This is a genomic window from Streptomyces sp. NPDC005151 (assembly GCF_053599875.1).
In genome coordinates this window covers 1-2,976 of sequence record NZ_JBSFYR010000220.1, presented here as the reverse complement: position 1 = coordinate 2,976, position 2,976 = coordinate 1, and the positions used below count along the sequence as shown (strand labels likewise).

At 66.5% G+C, this 2,976-nt stretch carries 2 protein-coding genes; one reads left to right on the top strand and one right to left on the bottom strand.

The window, feature by feature from the left end; translation table 11 throughout:
- Window positions 1–1,563: 1,563 nt before the first annotated feature.
- A complete protein-coding gene (locus ACWD6R_RS40180) occupies window positions 1,564–2,142 on the top strand; it encodes an HNH endonuclease (RefSeq protein WP_451823287.1) in 579 nt (192 codons plus the stop codon).
- A 207-nt stretch (window positions 2,143–2,349) separates the two neighbouring features.
- Here ACWD6R_RS40180 and ACWD6R_RS40175 read toward each other — a convergent pair.
- Window positions 2,350–2,976 (bottom strand): ISL3 family transposase (locus ACWD6R_RS40175; protein ID WP_451823286.1); only part of this gene is annotated, 627 nt, incomplete at its 5' end.

Here is a 2,976-nt window from a genome sequence, read left to right as displayed (position 1 = left end):
GGCCCGTTCACGGACTTCCTTCGGGTATGGCTTCGACATAACGATCCCGATCCTTCCAAGAGATCGAGCCTCGGTCAAACCCGGAACGATTCAAACCTCGTCTGGCCTCGACTCCACGAACCTTCCCTCTCCAAGCCCGCGCAAGGCGAACGTCCTGGACTTCTTCCTGCCAGCGGTGCACGGCGCTCACCTCCGGGCGCCGAGACTCCACCGATTCCGGCTTACCCGCAAGCGTCATGAGAGCGTCAAGAATCGTGAACAAACCCCGCCACCGACGCCGTCCCCATCGTGGGTCTGACCGCGAATCCCCAGGTCGGAACCAGGTCGGAACGGGTTCTCGGGCCGAACTGGCCGCTCGATCGTATGTCTCGATCGCATGTACGGCTCGATCGCATGTACGGAGGGAAACAGGTCGCACGACTACCACACGTCGCGAAACCGCAGGTCAGGCCCCCTTGTTCGCAGGTTCCAGGATGGCCACGCACTCCACATGCGAGGTCATCGGAAACAGATCGACCATCACGGCGTCCCACTCCCCCTCAAGCTCACTCAACGGGCCCCAGCCGCTGTCTGCCAGCGTCCGCGTCTCATCGCGCCGTCTCCTCCCTCAACCGTTGTCAGAGGTATGGGCAAGATCAGCCCACCGAACAACGCTGTACAACGACAAGGGGGCGCCTTGGACGACGATGTCATCCTGCGAGGACCGCTCGGGGAGATGGCGGTAGCCGAAGCCGCCCCGGCGGGGTTGGCCCCGGCGGACCTCTATGTGGGAGCGATCAGCTGGTGGTCCACAGCCGTCTCCCCCGCGGTTTCGATCGTCTCCTGGCCCAGCGCCCCGCTGACGGTCTGGATGTCACACGTACATGACGACGCGTCTGACGGGTCCCGGCTTGTCGATGTCCTGCGCCGCCGCCTCGGAGGCCCTGTTCCGCTGGCGACCCATCACAACGTCACGAACGGCAAGATGTACAGCGCAGCGGTTCATTCCACCCGCCGGGCGGAGAACGCTGGTACGGGCACCTCCGCGCTTCTGCTGACCGGCTCTCCGTTCACGACCGGTTCCGGCAGTTCCTGGAGGAGTCCCCTCCTGGAACTCCATACGCGCACGGCGTGGGACAGTCGGCACTTCATCCCCACCCGGGGCTTCAGGCGCTACCGAGCCGCCGGGCGAACCGCTCCCCCGTATGTCGGCGCCCTGTGGACGCCCGCCCTCCGGGCGTGGCGCGGCTTTCTGTCCACGGATGCCGCCACCTGGTCTCGTGTCCTGCACTTTGCCCAGCGCAGCGCGCCTGCCCCGCAGGAGACAGTGTCGTCGGACAGTTGGAAGCGCGACCTGGCAGAGGCATACCGCTGGGCCTTCCACACCCGGCCGTGCCTGACCTACACCCCTCCCGCAGGCAAGATGCGGGACATGATCCGCCATGCGGAGGACAGGTGGGACGCGCCTCTACCCGAGGAGCACGGCGGCTTCTTCCTCCGAGTCGGCGACCACGTCTCACGTATGGCCGGCGCACTCGCTGCAGCCGAACGCACGGCCATCAACGGCACCCACATCGAGGCCGCATGGTCACTCGCCCGCCGCGCCATTCGCGGCACCTGCTGTCTTGTCGCCATGGACCGCGACACGGTGGATCAGATCATCGAAGACGTGGACGACACCTTGCGCGGCATGTCGAGGTCGGAAAACCAAGCCTCTCCCCTCCTCTCGAACAACCCCGAACGCAGACTCCCAGCGGAGGCACCGATAGGAGACGTTCGCAGAACAGCGAGAATGCCGTCCGCAAGCTTAAGCACTGGTACCAGGACTCCTGCCAGATATGCGCCACCACTCTGGTCCTCCCCTCGCCCCGCCACCGCTACAGCGAAGCGGCTCATATCCGGGCCAGAGAGCACGGCGGACCCGACCTCACGGAGAACCTGCTGTGCCTCTGCCCGAACTGCCACGTCCTCTTCGACGCCGGAGCGTACGTCCTGACCGACGACCTCACGGTCGTCGACACCGTGACGGACCGCCTGCAAGCCGAACTCAAACGCCACCAGTGGCACTACATCAACCCCAACCACGTTCGCCACCACCGCCACCACTGGACCAGCCGCAATCCCGCACCACTCACCGTGCTGTCGCCAGAGCAGAGGAACTGACAGCGCCAATCGGCTCCGCCTCCCAAGAACCGGACCATACGCGGGCCAACACCGTTTCTCGGGCCTCAACATCCGCCGTTTCCGCTGGTCAACGGGGTATCGAGTCTGTACTCCCAGCAGACGAAGAACCTTCTGGTGTCGTACTCGCCGAAGAAGCTCGGCTTCTTCTAGGCACACGAAAAGAGGCTCTCCTGCTGCATGAGTGGGTCACTCTGTGGCGGGTTGGCGACCGGGGAGGGTGGGACGTTCCCCGGCGAGGGTGAGCATGACGAGGGCGATGATCGCGTCCGCGCTGTGGAAGCCGAAGCCGCGGCGGATGATCAGTCGGGTCTTGGTGTTCGTCGACTCGATCAGGCCGTTGCTGATGCCCGTCAGCAGAGCCGCGCGGATCGCCTCGCGGTGACGGCGGATGCGGCGTTGGAGGTCGACGAAGGCGGGGATGCGGCAGCGGCGGGCCCAGCCGATCCACCGGTCCAGGGCCGTGAGGGCCGCCGTGGGGCGAGTCTTGGCCAGGGTGAAGACGGTGCGCAGGGTCTCCTTCAGTTTCCCGGCGCGGTGCAGGCGGGGGTCGGTGGCGGCGATCCAGGCGAGTTTCGCGGCCTGGCGGTCGGTGAGGTCGGCTTCGTTCTTCCACAGGGCGAACCGGGAGTCCTTCAGTGCCCGGGCGCGCTCGCGGCCGTCGGTGTCGGCGGCCTGGTGGCGGGCCCGGTTCCAGGAGGCCCGGCGCTCGGTGTCCAGGGCGTCGGTGGCCCAGGCCACCACGTGAAAGGGGTCCATCACGCGCAGGGCGGCCGGGGCCCGTTCGGCCAGTGTCTCGGCGATCCAGAGCGCTCC

Excerpts from the sequence above, each read along its gene's own strand:
- ACWD6R_RS40180 (WP_451823287.1), top strand. The coding sequence starts at position 1,564 with ATGGTCACTCGCCCGCCGCGCCATTCGCGGCACCTGCTGTCTTGTCGC.